The 13,526-nt window shown below is 64.9% G+C and carries 13 protein-coding genes; 9 read left to right on the forward strand and 4 right to left on the reverse strand.

Annotated elements, in window-relative coordinates; translation table 11 throughout:
- Nucleotides 1-137: 137 nt before the first annotated feature.
- Nucleotides 138-1,091 carry a sulfotransferase gene (locus GGD62_RS08700; protein WP_183257287.1) on the forward strand — a complete coding sequence of 318 codons (954 nt, stop codon included), beginning with the start codon at nt 138-140 and terminating at the stop codon, nt 1,089-1,091.
- Nucleotides 1,081-1,971 carry a phosphotransferase gene (locus GGD62_RS08705; protein WP_183708023.1) on the forward strand — a complete coding sequence of 297 codons (891 nt, stop codon included), beginning with the start codon at nt 1,081-1,083 and terminating at the stop codon, nt 1,969-1,971. Before GGD62_RS08700 ends, GGD62_RS08705 begins: the two co-directional genes overlap by 11 nt.
- Here GGD62_RS08705 and rfbG read toward each other — a convergent pair whose 3' ends face one another.
- Nucleotides 1,972-3,036: a CDP-glucose 4,6-dehydratase gene (gene rfbG / locus GGD62_RS08710; RefSeq protein WP_183708025.1), complete on the reverse strand. Its 1,065-nt coding sequence runs from the start codon at nt 3,034-3,036 to the stop codon at nt 1,972-1,974.
- On the reverse strand, nt 3,033-3,803 hold the full coding sequence (gene rfbF / locus GGD62_RS08715; RefSeq protein WP_183257290.1) for a glucose-1-phosphate cytidylyltransferase: 771 nt from the start codon (nt 3,801-3,803) through the stop codon (nt 3,033-3,035). The genes rfbG and rfbF overlap by 4 nt, the downstream gene beginning before the upstream one ends.
- Before the next feature lie 217 nt (nt 3,804-4,020).
- Between rfbF and GGD62_RS08720 the strand changes: the two genes are divergently transcribed.
- From GGD62_RS08720 to GGD62_RS08750, 7 genes are all read left to right on the forward strand, one after another.
- Entirely contained in the window at nt 4,021-4,983 is a 963-nt protein-coding gene (locus GGD62_RS08720; RefSeq protein ID WP_183257291.1) for a UDP-glucuronic acid decarboxylase family protein, read from the forward strand.
- 39 nt (nt 4,984-5,022) lie between these two features.
- Nucleotides 5,023-6,327 (forward strand): hypothetical protein, encoded by a 1,305-nt coding sequence (locus GGD62_RS08725; RefSeq protein WP_183708027.1) that lies wholly within the window; start codon nt 5,023-5,025, stop codon nt 6,325-6,327.
- A gap of 4 nt (nt 6,328-6,331) precedes the next feature.
- Nucleotides 6,332-7,510, forward strand: a complete 1,179-nt coding sequence (locus GGD62_RS08730; protein ID WP_183708028.1) for a glycosyltransferase — start codon at nt 6,332-6,334, stop codon at nt 7,508-7,510.
- A 127-nt stretch (nt 7,511-7,637) separates the two neighbouring features.
- A complete protein-coding gene (locus GGD62_RS08735; RefSeq protein ID WP_095425660.1) occupies nt 7,638-8,084 on the forward strand; it encodes a hypothetical protein in 447 nt (148 codons plus the stop codon).
- Nucleotides 8,081-9,202 (forward strand): DegT/DnrJ/EryC1/StrS aminotransferase family protein, encoded by a 1,122-nt coding sequence (locus GGD62_RS08740; protein ID WP_183708030.1) that lies wholly within the window; start codon nt 8,081-8,083, stop codon nt 9,200-9,202. The genes GGD62_RS08735 and GGD62_RS08740 overlap by 4 nt, the downstream gene beginning before the upstream one ends.
- The gene (locus GGD62_RS08745) at nt 9,199-9,966 is read left to right on the forward strand and encodes a class I SAM-dependent methyltransferase (RefSeq protein ID WP_183708032.1); all 768 of its coding nucleotides are present in this window, start codon (nt 9,199-9,201) and stop codon (nt 9,964-9,966) included. Before GGD62_RS08740 ends, GGD62_RS08745 begins: the two co-directional genes overlap by 4 nt.
- Nucleotides 9,963-11,171 (forward strand): glycosyltransferase family 1 protein, encoded by a 1,209-nt coding sequence (locus GGD62_RS08750; RefSeq protein ID WP_183708034.1) that lies wholly within the window; start codon nt 9,963-9,965, stop codon nt 11,169-11,171. The genes GGD62_RS08745 and GGD62_RS08750 overlap by 4 nt, the downstream gene beginning before the upstream one ends.
- A 10-nt stretch (nt 11,172-11,181) precedes the next feature.
- Here GGD62_RS08750 and GGD62_RS08755 read toward each other — a convergent pair whose 3' ends face one another.
- Nucleotides 11,182-12,762: a hypothetical protein gene (locus GGD62_RS08755; protein WP_183708036.1), complete on the reverse strand. Its 1,581-nt coding sequence runs from the start codon at nt 12,760-12,762 to the stop codon at nt 11,182-11,184.
- A gap of 45 nt (nt 12,763-12,807) precedes the next feature.
- On the reverse strand, nt 12,808-13,488 hold the full coding sequence (locus GGD62_RS08760; RefSeq protein WP_183708038.1) for a hypothetical protein: 681 nt from the start codon (nt 13,486-13,488) through the stop codon (nt 12,808-12,810).
- Between the last annotated feature and the right edge of the window lie 38 nt (nt 13,489-13,526).

A 13,526-nucleotide genomic window follows, 5' to 3' on the forward strand; every position in this document is an offset into this window, starting at 1 on the left:
TCAATGTCCCGCTTCGGCAAGTCCCCCTGCCCGGGCCACGTTCCCGGCACGGCCGAAAGGCGATCCGAACTTGATTATCCGGCCCATGCGGCTAAACGGAGGGCCGGATCGAGGTTCGACGACGCAGGGGTAGACGCATGAATGATTTCAGGCTGGCCATGGTTTCCGCAGGCTTCGAGCACGGCGGAAACGTCACCCATCGTCACTTCGACGGTCATCCCGACCTGCTCGTCTATCCCTTCGAATCGCAGCTCGGCAACCGCAACTTCAACGACTTCCTGGCCTCGGTCGAGCGCGTCCAGTACCGCTATCCCGAATTCCCGGAGGGGCTAACGGCGACCGAGCTCTATGAGCAGATGATCGACGAGGAGCTGAAGACCTTCCTGCGCAAGCGCAACGGCTCCAAGTTCCGCGATGCGGACTGCGTGATGGACGAGAAGAAGCGGGTCGCCGAGTTCGCCCGCATCGTCGGCGAGCCGCCGATCTTCCGCCGCCAGGTGATCGAAGCCTTCTTCCGCGCGACCTTCGCGGCCTGGGAGAACTATTACGTCAAGCCGCGGCCGGGCATGGTCCATGTCGGCTACTCGCCCGCCATCGGGATCGATGCCGATCGCATGGTGCGCGATTTTCCCAACGTCCGCATCCTGCACATCGTGCGCAATCCGTTCTCGGCCTACCGCGACACCAAGCGCCGCCCGTTCCCGCAGCCGCTGACCAAATACCTGATCACCTGGAACATCTATCACTCGACGGTCGAGATGTTTGCCAGGATGTACCCCGAGAACGTACGGATCTTCCGTTACGAGGACCTCGTCGACGACAAGCGCAAGTTCATGACCGAGGCGGCTGGATTCATCGGCGTGCCCTTCGCCGACTCCATGCTTTATCCGAGCTGGAACGGCGTCGAGATCAAGGACTCCATCGCACCTTGGGGAACCGTGCTCAAGAGCACCAAGGACTACAACCAGGCCGTGATTCAGGAACTCTCGGACGAGGAGCGCAAACAGATCGCACAGGGCACCGCGGCACTCGCCCGTCATTTCGGCTACGACCGGATCGACTATCTGAGCCCGCTCTATCGTGCTGAGTAAGATCGCGTTCTTCGAAACCGACGACCGCCCCGACATCGCCGCCGACCGCGCGCGCATCCTGCCCGCGCTGCTACAGCATCTGCAATCCCTGGGCCGCGACGTCACCGTTGCGCCGGCGCCCGGCGGCACGCTTGGTGCCTGCTTTGACGCGGATATCGCCGGCGAAAAGCGGTTTCTGAAGACGCATCTGCCAGGCACGCGCGCGCGCGCCAGCCTCGCCAAGGAAGCCGACATCCTCGACCAGCTCTACGGCAACACGATCGTGCTCGACCGTTTCGAGATCTCGCTCGCGAATGGAGCGGCGCGGCTCTGCCTCATGATGCCCGTGCTGGTGCCGCAGGCCGCCCCGATGCCGCCCGCTGATGCCGCCGCAATCGCCTACGCGTGCAGTGAGCGGCTCAACGACTGGCAGCCGGCTGGGCTTGCCTCGTTCGATCACTATCTGGCGTCCGCCGCAGAGGCACTGAAGACGCTTTCGAGCCGCGGCCTGCTGAAGCAGGCCAGCGCGGCCGAGGTGCGCAGGCTGATCGGGCTGCTCGAAGATCGTCACGCGGACTTGCCCGAGGCGCTCTGTCACGGCGATTTCGGGCCGAAGAACATCATGCTCCAGGGCGGCGTGCGGCGCGTCATCGACTGGGAAGATGCATTCCGCGGCATCGCCGGCTACGACTACCTCTACTGGCTGACCTTCATGGAGAACCGGCCGTTGCTCCAAGAGGCCGCCTTCGGCCGGACCGGCCTTTCGCCCGACGTCGAGCGCGCCATCCTCGTGCTCGTCGTCCTGCTCAAATCCTATCTGGCGGTCTTGTCGGGCGAGCACCTGAAGCACGCGGTTTCGGCAGAGGACCGCATCGCCGAGATCCTCGATCTGCCGGTCTGATCAGGCCTGCGCAGCGCCAGTGACCTGGTCGAGCTGATCGAGCGAGAAGCTGCGCAGGTCCCGGCCCTCACGCAGCGCCTTGTACCAGTCCACAGTCAGGCGAAGGCCCTGCGCCAGATCGAGCCGCGGTGTCCAGCCGAGTTCGCTCCGCGCCTTCGCGCAGTCGAGCCTGAGATAGGCGGCTTCGTGCGGATGCGGGCCGGCGTCGGCCGTCCACCGCGCGCCGTCGCCCCACAGCGCAATCAGATGATCGACCACGGTCCCGACCGGCACCTCGCTTGCGGCATCCGGTCCGAAATTCCAGCCCCCGACGAAGCGCTCATTGCCCGCCAATCGCTCGACCAGCGAGAGATAGCCGAGCACCGGGTCGAGCGCGTGCTGCCAGGGCCGCACAGAATTGGGATTGCGGATGCGGAGCGCCTCGCCGGCCAGGAACGCCTGCATCGCATCGGGCACCAGGCGGTCGCGCGCCCAGTCGCCGCCGCCGAAGACGTTGCCCGCACGCGCAGTGGCGACGCGCGCCGCCCCCGTCGCGTTGAAGAAACTGTGGCGGTAGGAATGCGTCACGAACTCGGCGCAGGCCTTGCTGTTGCTGTAGGGATCGTCACCGCCAAGCCGGTCGCCCTCGCCGAAGGCGGCGCCCATACCGTTGTTCTCGTAGCATTTGTCGCTGGTGACGTTCAGGATCACCTGCACCGAGCGCAGAGGCCGTGCCGCCTCCAGCACATGCACCGTGCCCATCACGTTGGTCGCAAAGGTCTCGACCGGCTCCTCATAGGAGGGACGCACCAGCGCTTGCGCCGCCATGTGGATAACGATGTCGGGCTCGGCTTCCGCCATTGCAGAACGCAAGGTGCGGAGATCTCGGATATCGGCGACGCGGTGCTTGATGTCGTCGGCGATGCGCGCCGCGACGAATAGCGCGGATTGATGTGTCGGCGGCAGCGCATAGCCATAGACGTCGGCCCCGAGGCGGCGCAGCAGCAGCGACGCCCAGGCGCCCTTGAAGCCGGTGTGGCCGGTGAGAAAGACCTTCTTGCCGCGCCAGAATGCCGGATCCGTCACCAGACCCTCCATTTGGCGCGGTTGCCGGCCCACTCACCCTCGAGGAAGTTACGATCGCGCAGCGAGTCCATCGGGTGCCAGAAGCCGTGATGCACGTAGGCGCGCAGATCGTCGCCGTGCACGAGCTGCTCCATTGGCTCGCGCTCCCAAATCGTGCTGTCGCCTGCGATCAGCTCGCCGACCGACGGCGACAACAGAAAGAAACCGCCATTGATCCACCCGCCGTCGTCATTGGGCTTTTCCTCGAAATTGACGACCCGGTCGCCCTCGATCGCGATCGCGCCGAACCGCTTGGCCGGCCGCACCACCGAAACGGTGGCGCGCCGCCCGTGCGCCTTGTGGAAAGCGATCTCGGCGGCAAGGTCGATGTCGGCAACACCGTCGCCATAAGTCAACGCGAAGAAGGGCTCGTCCGCGACATAAGGCAACACCCGCTTCAGCCGGCCGCCGGTCTGGGTGTCCTCGCCGGTATCGACGAGCGTGACCCGCCACGGCTCGGCCGTCTCGCGATGCACTTCCATCCGGTTCTCGGCGATGTGGAAGGTCACGTCGGACATGTGCAGGAAGTAGTTGGCGAAATACTCCTTGATCATGAAGCCCTTGTAGCCAAGGCAGATCACGAAATCATGGAAGCCATAATGGCTGTAGATCTTCATGATGTGCCACAGGATGGGCCGCCCGCCGATCTCCACCATCGGCTTCGGCCGCGTGGTGGTCTCCTCCGCGATTCGGGTGCCCAGGCCTCCCGCAAGAATTACGACTTTCATTCACCTGCTCCGAACGGGAGGCACGCTCCCCGCGTAGTCCAGACCGGCTTCTATACGAAGTGGCCGAACCTGGAAAATCATCGGTCCTCAAAGCACTTCTGTGGTCAAGAGGTATTTTATTACCTTACGCAAGGCTATTGGCGTTTCCGCCCGTAGCCGATACCACTCTGCCGGCCGCACCGGGAGGACCGTCCCGAGATCCAGCTGGAACCCGATCATGCCGTTTGAAAACTACAAGAACAGCCGCATCCTCGTAACCGGGGGCGCCGGGTTCATCGGATCGCATCTCTGCGAGCGACTGCTCGATACGGGAGCCGAGGTGGTGTCCGTCGACAACTACTTCACTGGCAGCCGGCGCAACATCGCCCACCTGATCGCAAATCCGCTGTTCGAGGCGGTCCGGCACGACGTCACCTTCCCGCTCTACATCGAGGTCGACGCGATCTTCAACCTGGCCTGCCCGGCCTCACCGATCCACTACCAGCGCGATCCCGTGCAGACCACCAAGACCTCGGTGCACGGCGCCATCAACATGCTGGGGCTCGCCAAGCGACTCAAGGCCCGCATCTTCCAGGCCTCGACCAGCGAGGTCTATGGCGATCCGCTGATCCATCCGCAGACCGAAGATTACTGGGGCAATGTCAACCCGATCGGCATCCGCTCCTGCTACGACGAGGGCAAACGTTGCGCCGAGACGCTGTTCTTCGACTATTGGCGTCAGCACGGCCTGCCGATCAAGGTCGCGCGCATCTTCAATACCTACGGTCCGCGCATGCAGCCAAATGACGGTCGCGTGGTGTCGTCCTTCATCGTGCAGGCACTCCAGGGCGAGCCGATCACCGTGTTCGGCGACGGCGGGCAGACCCGCTCGTTCTGCTATGTCGACGACCTCGTCGAGGCCATCATGCGGTTGATGGTGACGGCGGAAGACATCACAGGCCCGATCAACCTCGGCAACAATTCCGAGTTCACGATCCGCGAACTCGCCGAGAAGGTCATCAAGCTCACGGGCTCGCGTTCCAAGCTGGTGTTCAAGCCGCTGCCGCAGGACGACCCGCGCCAGCGCCAGCCCGACCTTGCCAAGGCGAAGGCGGTGCTGAACTGGGAGCCGAAGGTCGCGCTCGAGGACGGGCTGAAGGAGACGATCGCCTACTTCAAGCACTCGCTCGACATCGCCTGACCTGCTCGCAACGTCCATCGTCCGCAGCGAGCTTCCGCCATGAGCGCACCGGCCGGCATCATCAGCGATTTGCGGGCCCGGCTGGACTCGAAAGCCGCGTTGACGAGGTTGGTGCTGCTGCACAGCGCCGTTACCTGCCTGTCGCTGATCGAGGTCGCGACCTTCCAACTCTCCATCGACTTCAACCCGAGGCGCCTCTGGATCGCCGTTCTCGTGGCAGCCGGCTTTTCCGTCGTCTCGCTGCTGTTCGCCTCCGCCCGCTTCTGCTTCGGCTATTTCGTCGGGTTCTATTTCTACACGATGATCCTGGGCTTCCTGTGGATCGACGTCTTCTCCGACTACAATTACCCGCGATTGCTTGCCGGAGTTTCGGCAGCATTGGCGCTGCTGCTCTTCCTGATGCCCATGTTGTTCATCCGGGCGCCGCTGCGGCAGTTCGCGCCCATGTCCAATGCCCGCTTCGAGCATTTGCTGACGCTTATCCTCCTGGTCTCCATCGTCACCATCGCCGTCGCTTCGACCTACAATTTCCGCCTGGTCTCGATCGCGAACATCTATGACTACCGTGACACGCTCGAATTTCCAGGATTGCTGCGATATCTCATCGGATGGGTTTCCAGCACGCTGCTGCCGTTTGCATTCGCCAGCTACTGGCTGCTGGGTCATCGGTGGCGCGCAGGACTGGCGCTGGTCCTGCTCCTGCTGTTCTATCCCATCACCCTGACGAAGTTCGCGTTCTTCACACCGGCCTGGTTGATCGCGCTGGTCGTGCTGTCGCGCCTCCTGGAGGCGAGAGCATCGGTCATCGCCTCGATTTTCGTCCCGATGCTGATCGGGCTGCTCGTGATCTGGGTGACGGAGGCGAGCCTGAGGAGCATTCCCGGCAGGTATTTTGATATCGTCAATATCCGGATGATGGCGACGGCATCGGGCGCGCTCGAGCTCTACAACGATTTCTTCGCCAGCCACCCGCTGACCTGGTTCTGCCAGATCTCCGTTCTCAAGCCGCTGATGCATTGTCCTTACGATGAGCCGCTCGCGGTAATGATGCAGAACACCTACGACTTCGGCAATGTGAACGCCTCGCTGTTTGCGACCGAAGGCATTGCGTCCGTCGGCCCGTGGCTGGCGCCGCTGACCGCACTCGCAGCAGGCCTCGTGCTGGCGCTCGGCAACCGCGCCTCCGCGGGCCTGCCGCCCCGCTTCGTGCTGATGTCGTCGGGTGTGCTGCCGCACATCCTGCTTAACGTGCCGCTCTCCGTCGCCTTGCTCACCCACGGCACCGTGCTTCTGTTCCTGCTCTGGTACGTGATGCCCCGCACCCTGTTCGAAACGAAGCCCTGACGCCGTGCGCATCCTGATCCTCAACGCCGACTATCCGCGCTTCCTCGCCTGGCTCTACCGGCGCACGCCCGGCCTCGAGAACGCGCCTTACGCGGTGCAGATGGCAGCGCGGAACGCCAGCCTGTTCGGCGTCGCCGATTTCTATTCGCGCAATTTCGCCGGCCTTGGGCACGCCGCCGCCGACATCCATGTCAATAATCCCTGGATGCGGGCGGCCTGGGCGCGCGAGCACGGCCTTGCCGTGACCGAGCCGCCGCCGCCCGGCACGCCGGCCGCGCGCGATGCCGTTCCCGGCTGGCTGCAACGCGCAGTCGCCCCCTTCAAGCCGGTGCTGCGGCCGCTCGCGCGCAAGGTCGGCCTCAGCCCGCGCCTCGATGCCGAAGCAGAGAAGATCCTGCTGGCGCAGATCGAAGACTTCAAGCCCGATCTCGTCCTCAACCAGGACCTGTTTCACGTCGACACGCGCCTCGCGCGCCGGATCAAAGGGATCGGCCGCCCGATCCTGATCGGCCAGATCGGCATCTCGCCCTCACACGGCGAGGACTGGTCGGTCTACGATCTCATGATCTCGCAGATGGCCGCGGTGGTGGACTTCTTCCGTGCCCACGGAGCGCGCGCCGAAGTGGTCCATCTCGCCTTCGACCCCGACATCCTCGACGTCCTGCCGCCGCCGCCCTCGCAAGAATTCGACGTCACCTTCGTCGGGGCCGTGTCAGCCGATCACCAGCTTCGCGTCGCGCAGCTCGAAGCGGTGGCGCGGCGCTACGATCTCAAACTGTTCGGCAGCGGCCTGCACTCCCTTCCCGCCTCCTCGCCGCTGCACCGCTGCTACCAGGGCGAGGTGTGGGGCGTGGAGATGTACCAGGCACTGCGCGCCTCCCGCGTCACCCTCAATTCGCACATCGACATGGCCGGCCGCGAGGCCGGCAATGCCCGCCTGTTCGAAGCGACCGGCGTCGGCGCGTTCCTGCTCACCGACTTCAAGGACAATCTGCACACGTTGTTCGCTCCCGAGCGCGAGGTCGTCGCGTGGCGCAGCGTCGAGGACTGTCTCACGTTGATCGATCGGTATCTCGCCGACGACACGGCGCGCCAGTCCATAGCCAAGGCGGGACAGGCCAGGACGTTTGCCGCACACACTTTTCGCCGGCGTGTCGAAGAGATCCTTGGTTACATCGGCTGAATTCCGCATCGGCAGGCGGAGCAATACTCATGATCCGTCCGCCCTTGACGGTCCCGGCCAAAATGGCCAAAGTGCACAGCGGGACCGCTATCTCTCTCTAATCACAGCGATTTTTTCGAGGCTCACGATGGAACACGTCGAACAAGTTCGATTCGGCGACCAGCTCTACGCGATCATCGTGCGGGCCTCGTTCCGCGAGCCGGGCATCCACTTCTTTTCGACGCCGGAGCTGTCCCAGCAGCTCGCCTTCATGAGCCATCCGCAAGGCAAGACCATCGAGCCCCACCGCCACAACAAGGTGACGCGCGAGGTGCACTATACCCAGGAGGTCCTGCTGATCCAGAAGGGCAAGCTCCAGGTCGATTTCTACACCGTCGAAGAAAAATATCTCGAAAGCCGCGTGCTCGGCGCCGGCGACATCATCCTGCTCTGCAGCGGCGCTCACGGCTTCCACGTGCTCGAGCCGCTCGAGATGTTCGAGATCAAGCAAGGTCCCTATTCCGGCGAGAACGACAAGACCCGGTTTGCCGAAGCCTCCCCGTCCGAAATCCGGATCAAAGGCCCAAACCCGTGACCGCACCGTTCATTCCCGTCAACACGCCACTGCTCAACGGCAACGAAGCCGATTATCTCGCCGAATGTATCCGGACCGGATGGATCTCCTCGGAGGGACCGTTCATCAAGCGCTTCGAGCAGGCGATGGCCGAGGCCGCCGGGCGGCGCCACGGCATTGCTGTCACCAACGGCTCGGTCGCGCTCGACATCGCCGTCCATGCCCTTGGGCTCGATGAGGGGTCGGAAGTCATTATCCCGACCTTCACGATCATCAGTTGCGCCGCCGCCCTGGTGCGCGCCGGCCTCGTCCCGGTCGGGGTCGACTGCGATGCCGCGACCTGGAACATGACGGCCGAGGGCGTGGAAGCTGCGATCACGCCGCGCACGCGAGCGATCATGCTGGTCCACATCTACGGTCTGCCGGTCGATCTCGATCCGATCCTGGCGCTGGCCCGCAAGCACGATCTGAAGGTGATCGAGGACGCCGCCGAGATGCACGGCCAGACCTATCGCGGCGCGCCCTGCGGCAGCTTCGGTGATGTCTCGACCTTCAGCTTCTATCCGAACAAGCACATCACGACCGGTGAAGGCGGCATGATCCTCACCGACGACGACGCGCTCGCCGATCGGCTGCAGGGCTACCGCAATCTCTGCTTCCAGCCGCAGCAACGCTTCGTCCACGAGGAGCTCGGCTGGAACGCGCGCATGACCAATCTCCAGGCTGCGCTTGGCGTCGCCCAGGTCGAGCGCCTGCCGCGCACAGTCGAGATCAAGCGCCGGATCGGCCGGCTCTATGATGAACATCTCGCAGGCCTCAACCGCATCCGCCGCCCCGTCGCCTGCACTGGCTATGCCGACAACATCTACTGGGTCTACGGCGTCGTGTTGAACGACGACGTGCCGTTCGACGCCAAGGAGGCGATGCGGCGCCTCGGCGAAAAGGGCATCGGAACGCGGCCGTTCTTCTGGTGCATGCATGAGCAACCGGTGCTGCGCGGGATGGGCCTGATGCGCGACGAAAGCCATCCGAATGCGGAATACATCGCCCGGCGCGGTTTTTACCTGCCGAGCGGGCTTGCCCTGACCGACGACGAGATCGCCCGCTCTGCCGCGGCGCTGAAGGAGATCCTGGCGTGACGGTGTTCGCCGACTACGCGCCCTGGTATGATCTTCTCTATCGGGACAAGGATTACGCGGCCGAGACGGCATTCGTCGAAGCGCGCCTGCGCGACCACGGCGTATCCTCGGGCATGCTGCTCGATCTCGGCTGCGGCACCGGCCTGCATGCGCTCGCCTTCGCGCGCCAGGGGTGGAGCGTCGCCGGCATCGATCTCAGCGACGAGATGATCGCGCGCGCCAGGACGCGCGCCGGGCAGGTCGGACTGTCGATTCCGTTCCGACAAGGTAATGTCTGCGAGACAGGTGCCGAACGCGATTTCGACGCTGTGGTGTCGCTGTTCCACGTCGCAAGCTATCAGACCAGCCGCGATGCGCTGACGGCCATGTTCCGCACGGCCCATGCGGCGCTGAAGCCGGGCGGCGTCTTCTTTTTCGACTATTGGTATGGCGGCGCCGTGCTGGCGCAGGGCGTCGAGACGCGCGTCAAGGTGATCGAGCAGAAGCCGTTGCGCCTCACCCGCATTGCGCAATCCGATCATGACGAACAGGCCGCGACCGTCACCGTGAACTATACCCTGTTCTGCGAGGACATGGATCGCGCCACGATCAAGCGTGTCGATGAAGCGCACCGCATGCGCTACTGGTTTCCGTTCGAGATCGACGCGGCGCTTGCGGCGAGCGGCTTCCAGCGCGCCGCTCACGCCGCATGGCTGACGCAGGACGCGCCGAGCTCGAAGAGCTGGGCGGCCTATGCAGTCGCCAGAAAGAGTGTTGCACCGTGAGACCGCTGCGGCTCGCCGTGATGCTGGAACAGGCACTCGAGGTCGGCGGCGGCTTCCAGCAGCCGCTCAATGACCTGCTCTGGCTGCGCGACTGGGCGGCCAAGTCGGGCAACGAGATCGTGGTGTACTCGCCCTATCCCAAGACCCTGGACATCCTGAAGGAGTTCGGCGTCGCGGCGCGCCTGCTCAAGTTCGGCCCGCTCGACCATGTCTTCCTGTTCCTGAAATATTGCGGGCCGTTCGATCTCGTCCAGATCGCGCTGAAGCTGAAATCGCCGTTCGAGCGTGCGCTGATCCGCGACGGCATCGACGTCGTGCACTTCACCTCGACCTCGAAGCGGCACCTGCTGCTCTACGAGCTGCCGTTCATCATCACGATCTTCGACGGCTGCCATCGCGACGCGCCGGAATTTCCGGAAGTGAGGACGTTCGGCGAATTCGAGCGCCGCGAGATCCTGTTCGGCCTCGCCAGCACCAAGGCCGCGGTGGTGATCGTCAACGCGCCGGAGCTGGTCGACGATCTCTGCCGCCGCTATGCCATGGAAAAGGAGCGCGCGGTCTGCATCCCGTTCTCACCCTCCACCTATGTCAGCCAATCCACGTCCGACGCCGCCGACGACGAGGCGGTGCTGGCGAGATACCGCCTCAAACCGGGCTATCTGTTCTATCCGGCGCAGTTCTGGCCGCACAAGAACCACATGACGCTGCTCGCAGCGCTCGCAAGCCTGCGCGAGCGGGGCATTACCGAACGGCTGGTGCTGTGCGGATCGGATCGCGGCGGCCGCGACAAGATCGATGCGGCGATCCGCGCCTACGGCTTGTCGGACCAGATCTCCATCATCGGCTTCGTCGAGTCCGCCGAGCTCGGCGCGCTGTATCGCGGCGCCGCGGCGCTGGTGATGCCGAGCTATTTCGGCCCGACCAATCTTCCACCGCTGGAAGCCTGGGCGGTCGGCACGCCGGTGATCTATCCCGAGGCCTTCAAGACCCAGGCCGGCGACGCGGCGATCCTGTTCGACTATGACGACCCGCGCTCGCTCGCGGATGCGATCGTCAGCCTGCGGACCGACGGCACGCGCGAGCGGCTGCGCGCGGCCGGTCAGCTCCGCCTTGCGCAGTTTGCCGAGGAGACCAACGCCGGCCACCAGCAATTCGCCCGCCATCTGGAACGGCTGAAGCACCGGCTGGCACTGACCGCGCGTTGAATAGCAACAGCTAGGCAGGAATCAGCGCCCGCAACCGCTCGCGCAGAGTTGTGCTCAACAGCGAGCTTGCGAGCATGCCGACCGCGGCCAGCCAGATCGCGCATTCCACGATGAAGTGCACGAGCCCGCTGCCCGGCACCAGCGCGATGATCGCCTGCCCGATCAGCCAGCCTGCTCCCACGATAACAACGGCCATGAGCATCAGGAAGGCGATGTGCCTTCCCGGATGATGCAGGGTCTGGCGCATGACGATCAGCGCGAGCAGTCCGAACTGGATGAGGACGTCGCTTGCGACCACCGCGAGCGCGGCACCAAGCGGCCCCAGATGCGGGATCAGGACGAAGGACAGCGCCAAAAAGACGACAAGCTGAAGTCCCTTGGTCCGGATCAGGAGATCGCCGCGATTGCTGTGATTGGCAAAGACCAGAGCCAGCAGCGATGGCGCGACGGCCGCCGAGCCGAGCAGCAGCGTCACCGTGAGCGGCGCGTCATAGGGGATGCTGCCATGGGTCCACAACGCGAAGAAGTCCGGCCAGAACGGCAGCAGGCCCGCGACGATCAAGCAGGCAAGGGCTGTCACGAACACCGAGCCATGGGCATAGAGCCGGCGCAGCCGATCCTTGTCGCCGACCGCGTGGTCGTGGCCGAGCTCGGCGGCGAGCGGCAGCGTCACCTGGAGGCAGAGGCCGCGCACCAGGCTCGCGATCACGCGCGTCAGGCCCCATTGCGCCACCGCGACGCGGTTCGTGACCAGCGCGGAGACGAGCAGCACCGGAACATTGACGAGCGCAAGCTCGGTGATGTTGGCGACTGCAAAAGGCACCGCGCGGCCGAATTGCCCGAGGCTCCAGCGCAGCGATGGCGACACCAAAGGCGGCTTGCCGGCGCGGCGCAGGAACGGGAACAGTCGCGGCGCGTCGAATGCAGCGAGCAGGATCGCAAACAGGAGCTGCATCGACACGAAGGCGATCGCAACGGCAAGCAGGCTGCCGAACAAGGCGAGCGCCGCGAGCTGGGCGATCTGCCCAAGCAGCAGCGCGGCGTTCTGCAGCCAGACCGTCCGGCCATAATGGCCGCGCACCCGATAGAGGCCGGAAACGAGGTTGGCGGGCACGGTCAGAAGCATGCCCAGCGTCATCACCAGCATCGCTGCATCGAATGTCGGCGCGGCCTGAAAGCCGAGCACGGCCGATGGCGGCGCCAGGACCACAGCCGCGCACAAGAGGCCCCCCAACACCACCACGATGGCGAGATAGATCCGCAGCAGGGCCGAATAGAAATTCGCGGTGCGCCCGTCGCAATCGGCGCAAGCCTTGAACGCGAGAAAGCGGTTGATCGCGCGAAGCTGCAATCCGGCATCCGCCACGACGACGAGGCTTCCCGCCGCATAGATCGCGAGCCAGGCCGCGAGCATGTCGCCGGTCCAGACATGCAGGAACGCCGGGATGAGCAGGAGCTGCTGAGACAGGCCCAGCGCCATCTGGACCAGGTTGGCGGACCAGCCCTGCAAGAGGCGGCGGCCGCGACTGATGCCGGCAGGTCTGCTCGAACCGTCGGCCGTGCCGGGCGCGTCAATTTGCTTGTCGGTCAAGCCGCGTCCTTCCCGTCAAGCAATCGGCCGCGCGCCCACAAGCCCTCAGAGCCCATCCGACTCGCCGTTCTTCGGCGTCGAACGCGGCACGAAGGGGGAGAAGGACGGATCGGACGGGCCTGGCATCATCAGCTTGCCCACGGCCTCCGCAGGCGGCGGCGGGGGAGCGGCGGCTTCCAGCCGCTGGAGCACCAGCACCTCGCTGCGCTCACCCTGCTTGAACGTCACCTCGCGCGGCTGCACCGACGTTAGCGACCAGCCTGCGAGCGATTCGCCCTGTCGCAGACGCACGACCTTCTGATCGGTGCGGTTGACGAGAATTGCGATCGCATCGCCCTCGCCCACCACGGCCCCGACCAGCGACAAGGGCGGCGGCGCCTCGACCGGCTTGGGCGGCGGCGCCGGACTTTCCTCGACCGGTGATGCGGCGACAGCGCGCGGCGGCGGCCGGCGCATGGCCGAGAAGATCGGGCGTTCCTGGGTCGCGGTCAGCGCCGAGAGCGGCACCGACCACAGCGGATTGCCGCGAGGAATGGGCTTGCCTGGCGCCTGCTGCGCGGGCCGCGCGATCGGCTTCATCGTCCCGACATCGACACTTTCAGCAGGATTGCCCGCCGCGTCGTCCGACAAGACATCCACGCGCGATGAGGTGGCCGCCATGGTCCCGGCCATGCCCAGAACCATGCACAGCGCGGCCAATCCTGTCGGCCTCAGCCACCTGGACATCGACATTCCCCTGCGACCACCGGCCGCGCCACGCGACG

This window comes from Bradyrhizobium sp. ERR14 (assembly GCF_014198235.1).
GTDB lineage: Bacteria > Pseudomonadota > Alphaproteobacteria > Rhizobiales > Xanthobacteraceae > Bradyrhizobium.

Excerpts from the sequence above, each read along its gene's own strand:
- GGD62_RS08760 (WP_183708038.1), bottom strand. The coding sequence starts at position 13,488 with ATGTCCAGGTGGCTGAGGCCGACAGGATTGGCCGCGCTGTGCATGGTT.
- rfbF (WP_183257290.1), bottom strand. The coding sequence starts at position 3,803 with ATGAAAGTCGTAATTCTTGCGGGAGGCCTGGGCACCCGAATCGCGGAG.
- GGD62_RS08700 (WP_183257287.1), top strand. The coding sequence starts at position 138 with ATGAATGATTTCAGGCTGGCCATGGTTTCCGCAGGCTTCGAGCACGGC.
- GGD62_RS08725 (WP_183708027.1), top strand. The coding sequence starts at position 5,023 with ATGAGCGCACCGGCCGGCATCATCAGCGATTTGCGGGCCCGGCTGGAC.
- GGD62_RS08735 (WP_095425660.1), top strand. The coding sequence starts at position 7,638 with ATGGAACACGTCGAACAAGTTCGATTCGGCGACCAGCTCTACGCGATC.
- GGD62_RS08720 (WP_183257291.1), top strand. The coding sequence starts at position 4,021 with ATGCCGTTTGAAAACTACAAGAACAGCCGCATCCTCGTAACCGGGGGC.